Here is a 17,807-nt window from a genome sequence, read left to right on the forward strand (position 1 = left end):
CCCCTTCCCGCTCCGCCCACAACCAGCGGCAACAAAGGGAGGAACACATGTTCAACGATCTGTTCTCGCTCAAAGGCCGCATCGCGCTGGTGACCGGCGGCTCGCGCGGCATCGGCAAGATGATCGCGGCGGGATTTCTCAGCGCCGGCGCGGCGAAGGTCTACATCACCGCGCGCAAGGCCGGACCTTGCGAGGAGACCGCCAAGGAGCTCAGCGCGCAATATGACGGCGAATGCATCGCGCTGCCGATCGACATTTCGAGCATCGAAGGCTGCAACAGGCTCGCCGGCGAGATCATCAGGCTGGAGCCGAGGCTCGACATCCTCGTCAACAATGCCGGCGCGGCCTGGGGCGCCGAGTTCGACGAATTCCCGGAGAGCGGCTGGGACAAGGTGATGAACCTCAACGTCAAGGCGCCGTTCTTCCTGACCAAGGCGCTGGCCGGTCCCTTGCGCGCGGCGGCGAGCGCAGAGCGGCCGGCGAAAGTGATCAACATCGCCTCGATCGACGGCATCTTCGTCAATCCGATGGAGACCTACTCCTACGCCGCGAGCAAGGCCGGGCTGATCCATCTGACCCGGCGCATGGCGGTGAAGCTGATCCCCGACCACGTCGTGGTCACCGCCATCGCGCCGGGGCCGTTCAAATCCGACATGAACCGCGCCGCGCGCGATCACGGCGACGAGGTCGCAACGCGCGTGCCTGCGGGCCGCATCGGCACCGATGAGGACATGGCGGGCGCCGCGATCTATCTCGCCTCGCGCGCCGGCGATTACGTGGTCGGCGCGACCATCGCGGTCGACGGCGGCATCGTCTATGCGAATGCGGGGATCAAGGGTAGCGGGTGGGATAGCTGAAGGAGGCGATCGGTACTCCGCTCTCGCCTCATACTCCGCTGTCATGCCCCGGCTTGACCGGGGCATCCAGTAAGCCGCGGCCTCGCGGCTCTATGACGACAGTCTCTGGAATACTGGATCGCCCGGTCAAGGCCGGGCGATGACAGTGAGTGCGTGGCGGCCATCGCATCTCGCTAGCAGCCGTTACGACTCGATCTTCACGTACTCGAAATCGCCGGGCTTGTTGTCGATGCCGACTTTCGGCGGCGAGATCCAGGAGGCGAACTGGCCGGTCTCGGTGACGGGCTGCATCAATGACGTGATGAAGTCACCGTCGCTGGCCGACGGCAGCCATTCGTCCTTGCGCTTGGCCCAGGTGGCATCGTCGATCAGAATGCCGTCGGGCGTCGCATGCACGTCCTTGAACTCGCCGATGTGGCGATGGAAGGCGACATTGGGCAAGGTCAGCTTGAAATCGTAGCCCGCGGTCGAGATCACCTTGTTCCAGCGCAGCATACCCTTGACGCAATCCTGGCTGTAATCGTCGCGCAGGCGCATGTTGAGCGCGGTCAGCGCCGGCTCGTCAACCAGCTTGACCTCGCCGTTGATCAGCTTGAGCACCGGATAGGTGGAGTTCTTGAGCTGGTGATCGTCGTCGATCTGGGTCTCGTGATAGCGACCCTTGATGCCGGCATTGAAGGCGTTGGCCGCGTTGGTCGAGACTTCCGAGCCGAACAGGTCGAGCGACAGCGTATAGTGCAGGTTCAGCTTCTTCTGGATGGTCGGCAGATCGATGACGCCGAGCGCGCGGACTTTCGCGATGTCGGTAGGATCGGTGATGCCGGCCGCCTTCATCGCATCGCAGGTGCGCTGCACGACGCGGGTGATGCCGGTCTCGCCGACGAACATGTGGTGCGCTTCCTCCGTCAGCATGAAGCGGCAGGTGCGCGACAAGGGATCGAAGCCGGACTGCGCCAGTGAGTGCAGCTGCATCTTGCCGTCGCGGTCGGTGAAATAGGTGAACATGAAGAAGGACAGCCAGTCCGGCGTCGCCTCGTTGAAGGCGCCCAGCATGCGCGGCGCGTCGGCGTCGCCGGAGCGGCGGCGCAAGAGATCGTCGGCTTCCTCGCGGCCGTCGCGGCCGAAATATTTCTGCAGCAGGTAGACCATCGCCCAAAGATGGCGGCCTTCCTCGACATTGACCTGGAACAAATTGCGCATGTCGTAGAGCGAGGGCGCGGTCTTGCCGAGATGGCGCTGCTGCTCGACCGAGGCCGGCTCGGTGTCGCCCTGGATCACGATCAGGCGGCGCAGCATGGCGCGATGCTCGCCCGGGACTTCCTGCCAGGCCGGCTCGCCATAATGCTCGCCGAACGGCACGACGCGGTTCTCTTCCTGCGGCGCAAGGAGAATGCCCCAGCGATATTCGGGCATGCGGACATAGTCGAACTTGGCCCAGCCGCGCGGATCGACCGAGTACGCCGTGCGCAAATAGACCAGCGATTCCTGGAAGCCTTCCGGCCCCATGTCGCTCCACCAATCCATGTAGCCGGGATGCCAGCCTTCCAGCGCTTTCAGCACCTGGCGGTCTTCGGCGAGATTGACGTTGTTGGGAATCTTGGTCGAGTAGTCGACGTTCATGATGTTCATGTTCATGGCCGTGCTCCTTGGTCTGTCCCGTGTCCCGGACGCTGCGCTAGCCGCGAAGCGGTGCGCTGCAGAGCCGGGACCCATTGTCTGGTCGCTCTGGGTCCCGGTTCTGCGCAGCGGCATTGCATGCCGCAGCGCGCCCGGGACACGATCGTCATTAAACCCGCGTCATATCGAATTTCGGCTTCTGGCCGCTGCCGTAGCGGCGTAGCGCGCCTTCCTCGCCGACGGCGTTCGGGCGCTGGAAGATCCAGTTCTGCCAGGCGGTGAGGCGGGCGAAGATCTTTGATTCCATCGTCTCGGGACCGACGAAGCGCAGGCTCGCTTCCATGCCGGTGAGGCTGTCGGGCGAGAAGCTGGCGCGCTCCTCGAGAAACACGCGGACCTCGTCGTCCCAGTCGATGTCGTCGAGCGCGAAGGTGACGAGGCCGAGCTCTTCGGCCTGCTCGGCATCGAGGCTGGTGCCGAGCGTCGCTTCCGCCCGCTCCAGATCGGACGGGTCGGCCTGGAAGCGCGATTGCAGCCGCGTCAGGCCATGGCTCATCGGATACGGGCCGAAATTCATCGCGGACAGCTCGATCGAGGGCGGCGGGCGGTTGTCGCCCTGGCGCGTGCCGATCAACATGTAGGAGCGGTCGGCGGCGAAGACGAGCTCGGCGAGCGTGCCGGCAAAGCAGGAGCCGGGCTCGACCAGCGTCACCAGCGTGCGCGAGGTGACGTCGACGCGCTTGAGCACGCGCTTCCAGTAATGCCTGATCTCGTTGACCAGCCAATGCGCCTTGTTGGCTTCGAGGAAAGCATCGCAGGCCAGCACATGGGCGCGGTCGCCATGGCTCTTGAAGACGAGCATGGCGATCTCGAGCTCGTTGATGCGTAAGTGCAGGATGGCGTCGTCGAGCTCGCGCGCCACCTGCAGCGGCCAGAACGAGGCGCCTTGCGCCATCATGCCGTCGATGTCGGCGGGCGGCGCGGTCTCCGGCGCCTTGATGGAGATGGTGGCGATGCGGGCGGTGCGATCGATGTCGACGGTGACGAGGCCGTAGCGGATGCTGTTTTGGTCGATCAGACGCTTGAGCGGCGTCAGCGCGATGCCCTTGCCGCTGCCCTTGCGGGTCGAGGCCGCCGCAAACTCCTTGGCGCGCTCGGCGATCTTGGCCTCGAGCTTGGAGTTCGGCGCGATCTCGTCGACGAGGCGCCATTGCACGGCGCGCTTGCCCTTCACGCCTTCCTCGATGGTGCAGAAGACATCGGCGTGGTCGCGGCGCACCTTGCGCTTGTCGACCACGCGGGTCAGACCGCCGGTGCCCGGCAGCACCGCGAGCAGCGGCACTTCGGGCAGCGCTACTGCGGACGAGCCGTCGTCGGCGAGGATGATGTGATCGGTCGCGAGCGCCAGCTCATAGCCGCCGCCGGCGGCGGAGCCGTTCACGACCGTGATGAAACGCTGGCCGGAATTCTCCGAAGAATCTTCCATGCCGTTGCGGGTCTCGTTGGTGAACTTGCAGAAGTTTACTTTGTGGGCATGCGTGGAGCCCGCGAGCATGCGGATGTTGGCCCCGGCGCAGAACACGCGGTTCTTGGCCGAGCGCAGCAGGACGACCTTCACCTCGGGATGCTCGAAGCGCAGGCGCTGGACCGCGTCGGCCAGCTCGATGTCGACGCCGAGATCGTAGGAATTGAGCTTGAGCAAATAGCCCTCGAACAGGCCGCCATTCTCGTCGACGTCCATGGTCAGCGTCGCGACGTCGCCCTCGACCGCGAGCTTCCAATGCTTGTAGCGGGACGGTTCGGTCTGGAAATCGATGAATGTCGCGCCGCCTGCGAGGCGCCGATCTTCCCCGGCCATGAGCCACCCTTAAGCTTGGTTATGCATTTCGAGCCTTAGATGCACAATAGTGCATCTTGCCCAGTCAGTCTAGCCCGAATCTCGGACTCACATGCACTTTGCTTCATCTCGATCGCATGCGCCTCATGCGGCCTGAAGCCCTGGATCGTCCCGCAAGGCGGCCTTTGCGAACTGCGTGATGGCATCGAGGGTGGGTCCCGGGACCTCGCGATGGGGGGAATGCGCCGCGCCGGCAAAGACATTCAGGTCGACCGGGCAGTAACATTCCTCCTGCGCGATCTCGGCCTGGCGCAGCGTCCCATACTGATCATCTGCGCCCTGCACGATCATGACGGGCACGCGGATGTAGGCGAGGTATTCGGAGATATCCCAATCGCGGAATTTCGGATCGAGCCAGGCGCCGTTCCAGCCCTGGAAGGCATTGTCGACGTCCTTGTGCCAGCGCGCGAGCTTTGACCTGAGGTCCGTGATCTCGAACGTCGTCTTGATCGCGGCGATGGATTTGATCGAGATGTCCTCGACGATGAAATGTGGCGCGATCAGCACGAGGCCGTTGAGGCGATGATCCTGATGCGCCCCGGCATAGATGGTGGCGATCGAGGCACCATCGGAATGGCCGAGCAGAAGGCCGCGCTTGAACTGAATCGCATCGAGCAGCTTCGGCAGCACGTCCAGCGCCTCGCGGTGCATGTAGTCGAGCGGCCGCGGCAGCGCGACCGGGCTGGACTGGCCATAGCCTGCGCGCGAATAGGCGAAGATGCCCGCGCCCGTGGCCTGCTGGAGCTTCTCCGGGAAATCGCCCCAGAGGCCGACGGAGCCGAGGCCTTCATGCAGCATGACGATGGTAGGGGCGTTGGGGACCAGCGGCGCGAGCCATTTGTATTCGAGGCTGACGCCGCCGATGTCGAGGAAGCCGGTGGGGGTGAGATTGGTCATGGTCGAATTCCCATTCCTAGCCAAATGCCGAGATGCCCACCCTCCCCTGGAGGGGGAGGGTCGATTCACAGCGAGCGCAGCGAGATGTGAAGCGGGGTGGGGTGACAGCCTCTCCGCAGATGCAGTGCCCGTGTGGAGAGATCACCCCACCCCGTCACGCGTCTCGCTACGCTCCATCGCGTGCCGACCCTCCCCCTCCCCTGGAGGGCAAGCAAGCGCCACACGCTCAATGCGCCCCTTCCCGCAGCTTGAACCGCTGGATCTTGCCGGTCGCCGTTTTCGGCAGCGAGTCCACCACGTAGATCCAGCGCGGATATTTCCAGGGGCCGATCTTCTGCTTGACGTGCTCCTTGAGCATCTCCTGCAAATCCGTCGTCTTGGCGCCGGGGCGCAGCACGACGAAGGCCTTGGGCTTTAGGAGTCCTTCCGGATCGGCCTCGGGCACGACGGCAGCTTCCAGCACCGCCGGATGCGTGATCAGCGCGCTCTCCACTTCGAACGGCGAGACCCAGATGCCTGAGACCTTGAACATGTCGTCGGCGCGGCCGCAGAAGGTGTAGCGGCCATCCGCGTCACGGACATATTTGTCGCCGGTGCGGGTCCACGGTCCCTCGAAGGTTCGGCGGCTCTTGTGACGCTGGTTCCAGTAGCCTTCGCCGGCCGAGGGCGCATCGACCAGGAGCTCGCCGACTTCGCCGTCGGCAACATCCTGCCCGGCTTCGTTGACGAGCCGCACCGCATAGCCTGGCACCGGCTTGCCGGACGAACCGTATTTGATATCGCCGGGCGCATTCGACAGAAAAATGTGCAACAGCTCGGTCGAGCCGACGCCGTCGAGAATGTCGACGTTAAAGCGTGCCTTCCAGCTGTTGCCGACCGATTCCGGCAGCGCCTCGCCCGCGGAGGTGCAGATGCGCAACGCCTTGCCGCCGCGCTCGCTCTTCATCGTCTCGTCATTGAGCATCGCCGCGAACAGCGTCGGCACGCCGTAGAAGATCGAGGGATCGTAGCGGTTCATCAGGTCGAACATGCGCGCCGGGGTCGGCCGCTCGCTGTTGAGGATCACGCTGGCGCCGACCGACATCGGAAAGGTCAGCGCATTGCCGAGGCCATAGGCGAAGAACAATTTCGCCGCGGAGAGACACACGTCGCTCTCGCGAATGCCGAGCACCTGTTTTGCGTAGGTGTCGGCGGTCGCCTGCAAATTGGAATGGATGTGGCGCACGCCCTTGGGCATGCCCGTTGATCCCGACGAATACAGCCAGAACGCCGGCTCGTCCGGATGCGTCGCGGCGGTGGTGAACTGGTCGCTCTCGGCGGCCAGCTCTTCGGCAAGCTGCTTGTGGCCGTTCTGCTTGGCGCCGGAGACCACGACATGCTCGAGATCAGGCATGCGGCCGACGACGTCCTTGATGACGGGATAGAGCGCTTCGGACACGAACAGCACGCGCGCGCGGCAGTCGGCGAGGATGTAGGCGTATTGGTCCGCGGTCAGCAGCGTGTTGAGCGGTACCGGCACGATGCCGGCGCGGATCGCGCCCAGGAACACGATCGGGAAATCGACCGTATCGAGCATGATCATCGCCACGCGCTCCTCGCGGCGAACGCCGAGCCGGCGCAGCATGTTGGCGGCGCGCCGGGTCTGTTGCTGGAGCTCGCCATAGGTGAGCCGCGAGACGGTGTCATCGAAGGCGAGCTTGCTGCCCCTGCCCTCCTCGACGTTACGGTCGAGCAGCCAGGTCACCGCGTTGTAGGATCCCTCGCTCACGGACATCTCTCCCGAATTTAGAATTATAATTCATAGAAAGACACCACGGCGGCTTGCTGTCAATGCCAGCAGGCACTATGTTTCATTAAAACGCGCCGCAGGACACCTGTAAAGAAGGCTCATGACCGAAAGTCCCGACGCCGAATCCCGCTTCCTCGAACAGCTCGGCCAGCGTGTGCGCACCATGCGCGCGCTGCGCGGCATGTCGCGCAAAGTGCTCGCCAAGGTATCGGGAATCTCGGAGCGCTACATCGCGCAGCTCGAGAGCGGCAAGGGCAACGTCTCGATCGTGCTGCTGCGCCGCGTCTCCGACGCGATGGGCGCGCATCTCGAAGACCTGCTGCCTAGCGCGGATCCGACGCCGGACTGGCAGATGTTTCGCGACCTCTTGCGCAAGGCGACTCCGAGCCAGATCGCACAAGCAAAAGATCTGCTCACTGGGGGCAGCGCCTCCGCGCCGCGGCGCGCGCCATTCTGCGGCATCGCGCTGATCGGCTTGCGCGGCGCCGGCAAGTCGACACTTGGGCGGATGCTGGCGAAGAAAATCGGCTGGAGCTTTGTCGAGCTCAACAAGGAGGTCGAGCAGCAGAACGGGCTTTCGGTCGCCGAGATCATCGCGCTCTACGGCCAGGAAGGCTTTCGCCGCATGGAGCAGGCGGCGCTGCAACAGCTGCTGGCGCGCAACGAGCTGATGGTGCTGGCAACCGGCGGCGGCATCGTCTCCGAGCCCCTGACCTTCGACAAGGTCCTGAGCTCGTTCTACACGATCTGGCTGAAGGCCGAGCCGGAGGAGCACATGGCGCGCGTGCGCCGCCAGGGCGATCTGCGCCCGATGGCGGATGATCGCTCGGCGATGACAGAGCTGCGCAACATCCTGCTGAGCCGCGAGCCGCTGTATTCGCGCGCGACCGCGGTGGTGGATACGGCGGGGCTGTCGGTCGACGCCGCCGCCGCGCGCCTGATCGATGCGGTGCGCCCGGTGCTGCAGAACGAGGCCCGCAGCTTCGGCCTGCGCAGCGTGGCGCTGTAGAGAATGACCGACACCACCACCGCAATCTCCATGTTCGAGCGGATCGGCGGCCGCGCCACGATCGACGCCCTCGTCGACCGCTTCTACGACCGCATGGACACGCTGCCGGAGGCGAAGATCATCCGCGCCATGCACGCGGACGATCTCGGCCTGATCAGGGACGTGCTGAAGCGCTATCTCACCGAATGGACCGGCGGCCCGCGGCTCTATACCCCCGAGAAAGGCCATCCGCGGCTGCGCCAACGCCATTTCGGCTTTGCCATTGGCGACGCCGAGCGCGACGCCTGGATGAAGTGCATGCGCGGCGCGATGGAGGAGACGATCACCGATGCCGCCGCGCGGCAGGACCTCGACAAGGCGATATCGGGCCTTGCGGATTGGATGCGCAACCGGCCGTGACAGGGCCGCCTTTGGCGCAGTTCGACGGCGTATCACGTACCCTGCACCGGGTCATTTGAGTTCCGCCGCGATCGCCTGCTAAGCTCCAGACATGACCGAGATCCTCCGTGACACCGTGCGCGCGGACGCGAGCACACGCGAGATGGCAGGCGTGCTCTACAAGGCGGTGGAGCGCGAGGCGGACCAAAGGTAGCGTGCGATGGACGCGCCTCCCGATGTCGTTCGTCGACCGCCCTCGCCGCGCCTTGCGCGCCTGGTCTCCAGCATTTCGTTCTACCGCGAGCGCGGCATCGGCCTGGCCGCCTTCCGGCACGCCGCGCCGCTTACACTGCCTCTGCTGGTGAATTTGGGAACGCCCTTCCGTATTGCACTCGGACACCAACCTGACACCGCCGATGCGCGGCCGAGTTTCGCGGCGGGTCTGTTTCCCGGACCGGTCGTTATCGAATCCGACGGACACGCCGAATGCGTTCAGGTCGATTTCACGCCGCTCGGGGCGTATCGTTTCTTCGGAGGAGCCGTGCCCGATCTGACCGCACGGATCGTCGGACTCGACGACATTTGGGGGCGGCACGGTAGCGACCTCCGCGCGAGGGTGGCCGAGGCGACCGGCTGGCAGCGACGATTCGAGATCGTGGAAGACTTCGTGCTTCGCCACGCCGTGCATGAGCCTTCGCCTGAGATCGCTTTCGCGTTGCAGACGCTCTGGCGAGGCGCGGGCGCGGTCAGAATCGCCGACATTGCCTCCGACATCGGCTGGAGCCGCAAGCATCTCACGCGCCGCTTCCACCACGAGATCGGCGTTCCGCCAAAGACGCTGGCCCAGATGCTGCGCTTTCATCGAGCTTGCATCCTGGCCCGGACGGACGGCGCAGGCGGCTGGGCGGCCATTGCCGCGGAGGCCGGCTATGCCGACCAGGCACATCTTGCGCGCGATTTCCGCATCTTCAGCGGAGAGACACCGACCGGATGGGCCGCGCGGCTCGATGTCATCGATCCACGACTGATGCGCGACGGCGGAGGCTAGCGCCACGCGGGGCGAGACACGGGCAGGTCCCATTTGTTCAAGCCGGCTGGCTTGATCCGAACTAGGGTCGGTTTCGCAACAGACAAGGACTTGCACCGGACTTGGAACGAGCTTGGAGAGTGTCATGAACCCGCCGAACGTTTATGAAGCGCCGCGCCTCTTCCACACCATGCGCTGCAAGGATACGGAGGCGATGATCGCCTGGCTGAAGAACGTTCTCGGCTTCACCGAACGCGTGGTGTACCGCAAGGAGGACACGGTCGTTCACGCCGAGCTGGCGTTCGGATCGTCGATCCTCATGCTGGGCGCGCATCGCGACGACGCCTACGGCAGACAGGTTGGCGACATCGGCGGCCGGCGGACGGATGCCGTCTATCTCGCTGTTGATGAGCCCGACGCGCTCTATCAAAAGGTCAAGGCCGCCGGGGCGCAGATCGAGATGGAGCCCTACGCGACCGATTATGGCAGCCGCGATTTCGCCGCGCGCGATCCGGAGGGCGGGCTCTGGAGCTTTGGCACCTATTGGCCCAAAGTCGGCGAGCAGCCGCTTCCCGGCTAGCGGGCGCTCGCGTCGGACAACGCTCGGGCGCCGCTTGAGCCAGCCGCATCCGCGCCGAGAATGCGCGCTGGCCGACCGTTTCCCCGCTAGATCGACCAGTAATTCGGATGCGGGTAGGGCCGCGAGCGGTCGCCCCAGTCGAACGCGTCGCCATCGAACTCGCACGGGCCGCTGCTGAGTTCGTCCAGCGTCTGCTCGATCTGGAACGCCTGCCGTGCCGGATCGTATTTCAGCGCGCTCCACTGCAGCGGATAATGGTGACGTGTACCGAGCAGCCCGCCGGTCTTGATCACGGCATAGGCGACCGTTCCGCTCATCTTGTCGAGCATCAGTCGCTCGATCGTGCCGAGCTTCGTGCCGTCGCGTCCGTAGACGGCGACGTGCTCCACGCGATCACTGGGAACCATGGTGTGTTGCATGGCGTGCTCCCTGGTCTTGTGTGGAGCGCATTATAGCTGAGTAGGGTGGGTTAGCGAAGCGTAACCCACCTCTTTAGTTTCCGCGTGGACGGAAGTGGTGGGTTACGCCTTCGGCTAACCCACCCTACACGCTTACAGCAACTGCGAACGCACCGCCTCCGCACCGTCCCGCAACAGCGGCAGGAAGCGGTCGATCAGCTCCTGCGCCGGCACGCGGTCGACATGCGCGCCCATGTTGATGGCGGCGACGATCACGCCGTCGTAGCGGCGGACGGGGACCGAGATCGAGCGGAAGTGCGGCTCGGCCTCGCGGTCGACCAGCGAATAGCCCTGGGCCCGGTCGGCAGCGATGCGCGCGAGCAGCGCCTTCGGATCGGTCACCGTCTGCGGCGTCAGCGCCTCCCGTTTCATCGTCTTCAGCCGGGCAGCGAGATCGGCGTCGTCGAGTTGGCCGAGCATGGCGCGGCCGACCGAGGTGCAGAAGGACGGCAGGCGGTAGCCGATCTCGAGGCCGCCGGAGAACATGCGCGCCGGACTGCTGCGGGCGATGAACACGACCTCGTCGCGGTCGAGCACGGCCAGCGAGGAGATTTCATTCGCCGCCGTCGCAACGCGATCGAGCACCGGTTGCAGCACCGCGACGAGCTGGTTGGATCGCAAATAGGACGCGGCCAGCGTCAGCACATGCGGCGTCAGCGAGAACAGTTTCCCATCGCCGCTGACGAAGCCGCCGCGCTGGAGCGTGAACAGCATGCGCCGCGCCGTCGCGCGCGGCAGATCGGCAGTGCGGGCGAGATCGCTCAGCGTCATCGGGCCGGCATTTGTGCCGAAGCACTGCAGCAGGCGCAGCCCGCGGTCGAGGGCCTCGACGAAATCCGTTGCGCGCTCGTCAGTCTCAGTCCGCTTCAGCTTGGGCATGTCAGGGGAAAATCCTGCAAAATAGTACTTGCTGGCGCTCCAGCTCATGTCATAATTCGCCCATTCGTTCAATAGGCGAACAGAACGCTTCTCCAGAAAAGGACGCGACCGCCATGATGAGCCAGGAGCAGAACGACCTGATCACCCGCACCGGGCCGAAGGATCCGTGCGGGAAGCTGATGCGGAGCTATTGGCAGCCGGCGGCGCTGGTGGACGAGCTGGAGGGTGCGCGGCCGATCCGTTCGGTGAAACTGCTCGGCGAGAATCTGGTGCTGTTCCGCGACGAGACCGGGCGCTTTGGGCTGATCGACCGCCACTGCGCCCATCGCGGCGCCGACCTCGCCTTCGGACGGCTCGAGCATGGTGGCCTGCGCTGCGCCTTCCATGGCTGGCTGTTCGACGCCACCGGCCAGTGCATCGAGACGCCGGCCGAGCCGAAGGATTCCAAGCTTTGCCAGAACATCCGCCAGCGCTCCTACCCCGTCGTGGAGAAGAGCGGCATCCTCTGGGCCTATCTCGGCGAGGGTAAGCCGCCGGCGTTCCCGGAGCTCGACTGCTTCATTGCACCAAGCAGCCATACCTTCGCGTTCAAGGGCCACATGGCCTGCAACTGGCTGCAGGCGCTGGAGGTCGGCATCGATCCCGCCCACGCCTCCTATCTGCACCGCTTCTTCGAGGACGAGGACACCTCCACCGCCTACGGCAAGCAGTTTCGCGGCGCCTCCGCCGGCAGCGATCTGCCGATGACGAAGATCCTGCGCGAATACGACCGCCCGATCATCAATGTCGAGCACACCGAATATGGCCTGCGCCTGATCGCGCTGCGCGAGATCGACGAGGAGCGCACCCATGTGCGCGTCACCAACCAGCTGTTCCCGCACGGCTTCGTCATCCCCATGAGCACGGAGATGACGATCACGCAGTGGCACGTGCCTGTCGATGACGAGAACTGCTATTGGTACGCGATCTTCACCAGCTATTCGAACCCGGTCGACAAGCAGAAGATGCGCGACCAGCGGCTCGAGCTCTACGAGCTGCCCGACTACAAATCGCGCAAGAACCGAGCTAACGATTACGGTTTCGATCCGCACGAGCAGCAGACCGCGACCTATACCGGCATGGGCAACGACATCAACGTCCACGACCAATGGGCGGTGGAATCGATGGGCGCGATCCAGGATCGTACCAAGGAGCATCTCGGACAGAGCGACAAGGCGATCGTGCAGTATCGCCGCCTGCTGCGGCAGGAGATCGAGAAGGTCTCCGGCGGCGAGAGGCCGATGCTGTTTCTGGACGCGGCCAACGCGCGCAGCATTCAGGGGCCAGCGACGATGGACGGCATCGGACCGACGCGGGGCTGGGAGACCTATTGGATGGAAGTCGACGTCAAGCGCCGCCGCGGCGCGCCATGGACCGCGCCGGTGCCGAAGGAGATCGCGGACAACGTGCACCGGCTGACGGCGGCGGAGTGACGTCTATCCTCGTCATTGCGAGCGAAGCGAAGCAATCCAGTCTGTCACCGCGGATGCATTTCTGGATTGCTTCGTCGCAAGAGCTCCTCGCAATGACGGAGAATGTGGCGCATGCCTCGCGCCTCACGACTGGAGGAGTAGCAAAGTGACTTTCGTCGCGCGACATGCGCTGTGGTCGGATGAGCAGAGGGACGCAGCCCAGCGCATGCGCCGCATCGCCGAGGAGAAGAACCTCGAGGTCATCCGCCTCGCCTTCCCCGACCAGCACGGCATCCTGCGCGGCAAGACCATCGTCGCATCCGAGGCGATCGCCTCGCTGGAGAGCGGCTGCTCCATCACCACCACCATGCTGGCCAAGGATACCTCGCATCGCACGGTATTCCCCGTGTTCACGGCAGGCGGCGGCTTCGGCATGAAGGAGATGGAGGGCGCGGCCGACGTGCTGATGGTGCCTGATCCCACCACGTTTCGCGTGCTGCCGTGGGCGCCCACCACGGGCTGGGTGCTGTGCGACCTTTATTTCAACGACGGCCGTCCCGTGCCTTTCGCGACGCGCGGGCTCTACAAGCGCGTCCTCGGCGAGCTCGGCACGCGCGGCCACGATTTCGTGGCGGGGCTCGAAGTGGAATTCCACATCTTCAGGCTCGACGATCCGCATATGCGCGCGGAAGACGCAGGCCAGCCCGGCACGCCGCCCTCGGTCAGCCTGCTCAGCCACGGCTACCAATATCTCACCGAGCAACGCTTCGATCAGATGGAGCCGGTGCTTGAGATCCTGCGCCGCGACATCGTCGCGCTGGGGCTGCCGTTGCGCTCGGTCGAGGTCGAGTTCGGCCCCAGCCAGTGCGAATTCACGTTCCAGCCGAAGAAGGGCCTGGAGCCCGCCGACAACATGGTGCTGTTCCGCAGCGCGGTGAAGCAGATCGCGCGCCGCCATGGCTATCACGCCACCTTCATGTGCCGGCCGAAGCTGCCGAACGTGTTCGCGAGCGGCTGGCACCTGCATCAGTCGATCGTCTCGCGCGCGAGCGGCGACAATCTGTTCATGGCCCAGGAAGCGGCGAAGGATGGCGGCGAGCCGCTCAGCGCGTTCGGCAAATCCTACCTCGCCGGCCTGCTCGATCACGCCCGCGCCTCGACATTGTTCACCACGCCCACCATCAACGGCTACAAGCGCTATCGCTCCTATTCGCTGGCGCCCGACCGTGCGATCTGGGGCCGCGACAATCGCGGCGTGATGATCCGCGTGCTCGGCGGCGCCGGTGATGCGTCAACGCGCCTGGAGAACCGCATCGGTGAGCCCGCGGCCAATCCCTATCTCTACATGGCCTCGCAGATTCTCTCCGGCCTCGACGGCGTCGACCGCAAGCTCGATCCCGGCCCCTCGGCCGACACGCCCTACGAGACCAAGGCGCCGCCATTGCCGAAAAGCTTGCGCGATGCGGTCTCAGCGCTCAAGGACGACCCGTTCTTCCGCGAGAAGCTCGGGGCGGAGTTCGTCGACTACTACACCCACATCAAGAACGCCGAGATCGACCGCTTCCTGTCGGAAGTGACCGACTGGGAGCATCGCGAATATTTCGAGGTGTTTTGAGCAGGTCGGGCTCGCCGGCGCCGGCGCCTCACTTCAGCCGAATCGTGTCCACCCGACGGCACTGGACGCAAAAATAAACGTGCTCCGCAGGCAGTGTGACTATTCCAGGTAGTGTCGCCAGGAACTTCATCGGGCGCCTGCATTTTGAGCAGATGAGGATCGGCGGATAGTCTTCGCGATCGGAACTCATACAATAACCGGGTCTGAAAGCCGCCCGCACGATACTGCCGCGCCGCGCTCGCTTCATCTCGGGACAACTACCGGCCTCTATCGGAATCCGGTCCGGCCTCGATAGGCGCGCTGCTTCACGCCGGCGTGAGGCGGCTTCTTCCGGAATGTTCCGACGACATCGCGCCGGCCCCGGACGAAGCCATTTTCCTCATCCGGCGAAAAACGCCGGAAAGGCAGGCGGCGTATAACGCCTTCCAATGATCAACAACGGAGTTCGGTCATGTGGAGTCAGCTTTTCAGCCTGATCTATCGCCTGTCCTGCCGGACCACCCTGGTCGAGATCGGCGTGCACCGCCTCGCGCGTTGAGCCCACGGGAATTAGGTAAGATCGATTGACCAGATGACGGGGATTTCCATGCGCAAGCTGATCCTGATCGCTGCGATGTCGCTGCTCGCAAGCCAAGCCCACGCCGGAGGCTCGCGGAGCCTCAGCCTGGCGGCGGCCAATCCGAACCAGCCGGCCACCGAGCAGCCGGCCGCCACGCCGCCGCAGGCGACGCAAGCCTCACCGGCAAACGTCCAGACGCCGGCCGCGCCCGCCGCGACGACACCGACAGCCGCAGCTCCGGCGCAATCAACCACCACGCCGGCGGCAAAGACGACCGAAACGCCAAAGCCGAAACGCCGGCAGCCGTCCGTGGAAGCCCGCGTGATCCGCGAACTGCACCGCCACGGGATCTATTGGTAATCGTCCGGCCGCATCCGCCCGGTAGCTACGCTCACCAGCGATAGCCGAGCGTGGCGATGACGGTGAGCGGCGCACCCCGGTAGCAATAACCGACCTGACAGGTCGTGTAGTGCACATTGAACAGGTTCTTGGCGTTGACCTGGAACTGAAGCCCTTTCAGCTCCTTCGCCGCCTGGCCGAAATCGTATTTCAGCGCCGCGTCGACCAGCGTCACCGAGCTGTTCCTGAACGTGTTCAGATCATCGCCATAGCTCCAGGACATGTAGCGCGCGCCGGCACCGACGCTCAGGCCCGCGAAGGGGCCAGCCAGCGGCAGGGCATAATTCCCCCACAGTGTCACGGTGTGCGGAGGATTGCCGGACGGAAACTTGCCGACCAGCGCGCTGTCGCCGGCCTGCTTGGTGACCATGTCGAGATAGGTGTAGGACGAGGTGATATCGAAACCATTGCCGAGGCTTGCAAGCCCCTGCAATTCGAAGCCGCGGCTTTGAATCTCGCCGCGCTGGATCGTCACGCCCGCGCCCGTCGTCACCAGGCCGCCATCCTGGGTCAGGTCGAACAGCGCGGCGGTGATGAAGCTCCGCGTCCCCAGCGGCTGATACTTCACGCCGATCTCGGTCTGCTTGCCGGTGGTCGGCTTGAAGAAGGCGCCCGACGGATCGACGCCGAGATTGGGAAAGAACGACGTCGAATAGGCGACGTAGGGCGCCACACCGGAATCGAACACATAGGTCAGTCCTGCCCGCCCGCTATAAGCCTGATCGGACTGCGCCTGTCTCGTCAGCGCGAGCAGGTCCTCGTTCGTGGTGCGGACCCAGTCGCTGCGGCCGCTCAGCGTCAGGATCCAGTGGTCGAGCTTGGCCTGATCCTGAATGTAGATGCCGGACTGGGTTTGCCGCTGCGCCGTGGAGGACGAGATCGCGGGATCCGGAATCGATTCCGGCGCATAGACCGGCGCAGCCAGATTGAGATCGGACACGCCGAAGCCGAACCCCTGCTTGTCGGTGAACCTCGACGACGTATAATCGGTGCCGACCAGGAGCGTGTGCTGCACGGGGCCAGTGGAGAGCCTTGCCTCGACCTGGTTGTCCATGATGGCCGATTGCAGCGTGTCGTGGACGTAGCCGGTATAACGCGACACGACATTGCCGACGGGAACACCGAGAAAGCCGACGTAGCGCGTGACCGCGTCGAGATCGACGTAGCGGAATTTCTGGCGAACGGTCACGGCGTTGTTGAACGCGTGCTCGAACAGATAGCCGACCCGCCCCTGCTCCTGATCGAGCGAATTGTAAGACGGGCTGCCCGTGAAGATATCCGTGGTGGTGCCGGTCCCCGCCGAATAAGTGAACATCGAGCCCGGCGTCTTCGATCTCTGATAGGCGCCGAGAAGCGTGAGGGTTGTCGATTGGTCCGGTCGCCAGGTGACGGCGGGAGCGACATAGGTGCGATTGTCCTTGCCCCCCGGCACGAACACGTCGGCGTCTCGCACCACGCCGGTCAGCCGATACGAGAACTGGCCGTTGGGATCGATCGGCCCCGAGACATCGAAATTGCCCTGGACGCGATCGCGGTCGCCGAACAGCGTCTGCACCTCGTGGAACGGCTGGCTGGTCGGCAGCTTGCTTTGCAGATCGATCAGTCCGCCTGGCGAGCCGAGGCCGTAAAGCGCCGAGCTCGGGCCGCGGACCACGGTGATGCTGTCGACCCCATAAGGCTCCGTCTTGAACACGCCAAGGCCGGCGCCGACGAGACGCAGGCCGTCGAGATAGATGCCGTTATAGGTGATGTCGAAGCCGCGGATCGAGATGGCGTCGAAGCGCGGATCGTAGCCTGAGGCATCGATGCGCACGCCCGGCTCATAGCCGACTGCTTCCGTCAGCGTCTGCACGGCGCGGTCGCTGAGCTCCTTGCGCGTCACGACCGAGATCGACTGCGGCGTCTCCAGCAGGGGCGTGTTCGTCTTGGTGCCTGCGGAGCTGCTGTTCGCGACGTAGCTGTTCTCGCTCGACGTCGTGGCGCGACTGCCACCTGCCTCGCGCGCATCCCGGCTTCCGGCTTGCCTGGAGGCGGCATCGCGTTGCGCCGCGACACGACCGCGCTGCGATGGTGAATTGCGCTGGGTAGACGGGGCGCGCGGACGCACCTGGCTCGGCGCCTCCACGGTGACGGGCGGCAATGTCGCGGCCGTTGATCCCGAATTGGTCCCGGAGACCTGTGCGAGGGTCGGCGTCGACTGCAAAACCGCGCCCAGACCGGCCACACCCAGACCAGCCTTCATCACCCGTTCCCAACCGAACGTTTGCCCGTCGCCACGCCTCATCGTCTTCCCCAAGCTCCGTCTTTGGACAACCCGGGAGTAACCAGATCGAGGCGCACGCCGCCTTTGCGACCGCGCAAATCGCCTTTGATTCCACGTGGAGGCTTTCAAGAC

15 protein-coding genes are annotated in these 17,807 nt (G+C 64.7%); 8 read left to right on the forward strand and 7 right to left on the reverse strand.

Going from position 1 to position 17,807, the window contains the following annotated elements; all coding sequences use genetic code 11:
- Window positions 1-47 precede the first annotated feature (47 nt).
- Window positions 48-857, forward strand: a complete 810-nt coding sequence (locus N2602_RS37580) for an SDR family oxidoreductase (protein ID WP_260381225.1) — start codon at window positions 48-50, stop codon at window positions 855-857.
- 183 nt (window positions 858-1,040) lie between these two features.
- On the opposite strand, the gene boxB is transcribed toward N2602_RS37580, so the two are convergent.
- The 4 genes from boxB to N2602_RS37600 form a co-directional block, all read right to left on the reverse strand.
- A complete protein-coding gene (gene boxB, locus N2602_RS37585; RefSeq protein ID WP_172786133.1) occupies window positions 1,041-2,492 on the reverse strand; it encodes a benzoyl-CoA 2,3-epoxidase subunit BoxB in 1,452 nt (483 codons plus the stop codon).
- A gap of 151 nt (window positions 2,493-2,643) precedes the next feature.
- Complete coding sequence (gene boxC, locus N2602_RS37590) at window positions 2,644-4,332, reverse strand: 2,3-epoxybenzoyl-CoA dihydrolase (protein WP_260381226.1); 1,689 nt, start codon at window positions 4,330-4,332, stop codon at window positions 2,644-2,646.
- 123 nt (window positions 4,333-4,455) lie between these two features.
- Entirely contained in the window at window positions 4,456-5,268 is an 813-nt protein-coding gene (locus N2602_RS37595; RefSeq protein ID WP_260381227.1) for an alpha/beta fold hydrolase, read from the reverse strand.
- A gap of 226 nt (window positions 5,269-5,494) precedes the next feature.
- Entirely contained in the window at window positions 5,495-7,036 is a 1,542-nt protein-coding gene (locus N2602_RS37600; protein ID WP_260381228.1) for a benzoate-CoA ligase family protein, read from the reverse strand.
- A 121-nt stretch (window positions 7,037-7,157) separates the two neighbouring features.
- Between N2602_RS37600 and N2602_RS37605 the strand changes: the two genes are divergently transcribed.
- From N2602_RS37605 to N2602_RS37620, 4 genes are all read left to right on the forward strand, one after another.
- Window positions 7,158-8,066: a helix-turn-helix transcriptional regulator gene (locus N2602_RS37605; RefSeq protein WP_212256038.1), complete on the forward strand. Its 909-nt coding sequence runs from the start codon at window positions 7,158-7,160 to the stop codon at window positions 8,064-8,066.
- Window positions 8,067-8,069: 3 nt separating this feature from the next.
- Window positions 8,070-8,465 (forward strand): group II truncated hemoglobin, encoded by a 396-nt coding sequence (locus tag N2602_RS37610; RefSeq protein ID WP_260381229.1) that lies wholly within the window; start codon window positions 8,070-8,072, stop codon window positions 8,463-8,465.
- Between the two features lie 199 nt (window positions 8,466-8,664).
- On the forward strand, window positions 8,665-9,492 hold the full coding sequence (locus N2602_RS37615; protein ID WP_260381230.1) for an AraC family transcriptional regulator: 828 nt from the start codon (window positions 8,665-8,667) through the stop codon (window positions 9,490-9,492).
- 124 nt (window positions 9,493-9,616) lie between these two features.
- Window positions 9,617-10,051, forward strand: a complete 435-nt coding sequence (locus N2602_RS37620) for a VOC family protein (RefSeq protein WP_260381231.1) — start codon at window positions 9,617-9,619, stop codon at window positions 10,049-10,051.
- Between the two features lie 86 nt (window positions 10,052-10,137).
- Here the strand turns inward: N2602_RS37620 and N2602_RS37625 are convergent, their stop codons facing one another.
- Window positions 10,138-10,470 carry a PRC-barrel domain-containing protein gene (locus tag N2602_RS37625; protein ID WP_172786141.1) on the reverse strand — a complete coding sequence of 111 codons (333 nt, stop codon included), beginning with the start codon at window positions 10,468-10,470 and terminating at the stop codon, window positions 10,138-10,140.
- Between the two features lie 132 nt (window positions 10,471-10,602).
- Window positions 10,603-11,388, reverse strand: a complete 786-nt coding sequence (locus N2602_RS37630) for an IclR family transcriptional regulator C-terminal domain-containing protein (RefSeq protein ID WP_172786230.1) — start codon at window positions 11,386-11,388, stop codon at window positions 10,603-10,605.
- A gap of 113 nt (window positions 11,389-11,501) precedes the next feature.
- Here N2602_RS37630 and N2602_RS37635 point away from each other — a divergent pair, with 113 nt between their 5' ends.
- The 3 genes from N2602_RS37635 (at window position 11,502) to N2602_RS37645 (ending at window position 15,373) form a co-directional block, all read left to right on the forward strand.
- On the forward strand, window positions 11,502-12,860 hold the full coding sequence (locus tag N2602_RS37635) for an aromatic ring-hydroxylating dioxygenase subunit alpha (protein WP_260381232.1): 1,359 nt from the start codon (window positions 11,502-11,504) through the stop codon (window positions 12,858-12,860).
- Window positions 12,861-13,005: 145 nt separating this feature from the next.
- Window positions 13,006-14,454 (forward strand): glutamine synthetase family protein, encoded by a 1,449-nt coding sequence (locus N2602_RS37640; protein ID WP_260381233.1) that lies wholly within the window; start codon window positions 13,006-13,008, stop codon window positions 14,452-14,454.
- A gap of 586 nt (window positions 14,455-15,040) precedes the next feature.
- Entirely contained in the window at window positions 15,041-15,373 is a 333-nt protein-coding gene (locus N2602_RS37645) for a hypothetical protein (RefSeq protein WP_172786231.1), read from the forward strand.
- 31 nt (window positions 15,374-15,404) lie between these two features.
- Here N2602_RS37645 and N2602_RS37650 read toward each other — a convergent pair whose 3' ends face one another.
- On the reverse strand, window positions 15,405-17,654 hold the full coding sequence (locus tag N2602_RS37650) for a TonB-dependent siderophore receptor (protein WP_260381234.1): 2,250 nt from the start codon (window positions 17,652-17,654) through the stop codon (window positions 15,405-15,407).
- Between the last annotated feature and the right edge of the window lie 153 nt (window positions 17,655-17,807).

Source organism: Bradyrhizobium sp. NC92, from assembly GCF_025200865.1.
Classification (GTDB): domain Bacteria; phylum Pseudomonadota; class Alphaproteobacteria; order Rhizobiales; family Xanthobacteraceae; genus Bradyrhizobium.